Raw genomic sequence first — 1,048 nt, 5'->3', positions numbered from 1 at the left:
TACTTAGGTATCCCAATAATGTAGGAATGCAATCCTTTACTCCTTGCCAAAAGCCTTCCCCATCATTAACCTCGGAAAATCCATCGCTTTTCCATTCAGCACTATCCTGACTCATAAAATTCCACCCTTGTTTTAATCAATTGCTTTTCAGCTTGCCAAGCAGAATTGGCAACTCCCTATATATTTCGATGATTTGTTCTATCGGCATTCTTACTAAACCGCTGGAAGAAGGGGCAACGAATTCAATGGTCTCATTCAATGAAGGTTCTTCTTGAAGCCCCCAAGAGATTTTTCGTAATTGACGATATTCCTGATAGACACCCTTGCCTACAAAACAGACTAGTTTAGGTTTATACTTTTCAATTTTCCTTTTTAATTGCTTCCTTCCTTTTATGTACTCTTCTTTAGTGATTTCGTCCGCACCTTTTGTAGGCCTTGAAACGATATTGGTGAAACCATAACCTAGTTCCAGTAAAGACGAGTCTTCCGTTGGTTCATATTTCCTTGGTGTCAACCCCGACTCGAAGAGGATTCTCCAAAAACGATTGTTTGGATTCGCATAATGATGGCCAGTCTGGCCTGAACGAATGCTTGGATTGAAACCTACGAACAATATATCCAAATCTTCCTTTAAATGATCAGAGATGCCCTCCATATTAAAACTCCTTTTAAAATTTGCTATTTAATCATTGTACAAAACTGAAAAATATTTAACTACCTTTTCCGCCATTTTCACGACTTATATTAAAAACCAAGGCTTGTCTCGTTAAGATTATTGTTTTTAAAACGCGACTATTTAAGGTTGATTGGAGTGGAAGTGCGAGACTCCTGCGGGAGCAGAGGGACAGGTAAGACCCCATTTGTTTACGCCGAGGAGGGTCTCACCGCCCGCCCCGCGGAAGGCGAGCATCTTGAGGGGAAATCAACCACACCACATCACTTGGTAAATAGCAACAAAGTATGCGAAAACAGCCAAAACTAATAACGTTTTGAATAGAATGAACGATGATAGCTGAATAATATGGGTGAAAATCTGACAAATTGAATA

The 1,048-nt window shown here is 39.8% G+C and carries 1 protein-coding gene; it reads right to left on the bottom strand.

Annotated features, from left to right (window positions below):
* Positions 1–136 precede the first annotated feature (136 nt).
* Positions 137–655, bottom strand: coding sequence for a mismatch-specific DNA-glycosylase (locus ACFVSH_RS26995; protein ID WP_349728376.1), 519 nt, complete (start codon positions 653–655; stop codon positions 137–139).
* Between the last annotated feature and the right edge of the window lie 393 nt (positions 656–1,048).

The organism is Peribacillus sp. NPDC058002 (genome assembly GCF_042886655.1).
Lineage (GTDB): Bacteria > Bacillota > Bacilli > Bacillales > DSM-1321 > Peribacillus > Peribacillus aracenensis.
Note: the sequence above shows the minus strand (reverse complement) of the source record. Positions and strands in the feature narration are given on the sequence as shown.

What these genes read in the sequence shown, in the direction of transcription:
- ACFVSH_RS26995 (WP_349728376.1), bottom strand. Translation starts at nt 655, where the DNA reads ATGGAGGGCATCTCTGATCATTTAAAGGAAGATTTGGATATATTGTTC.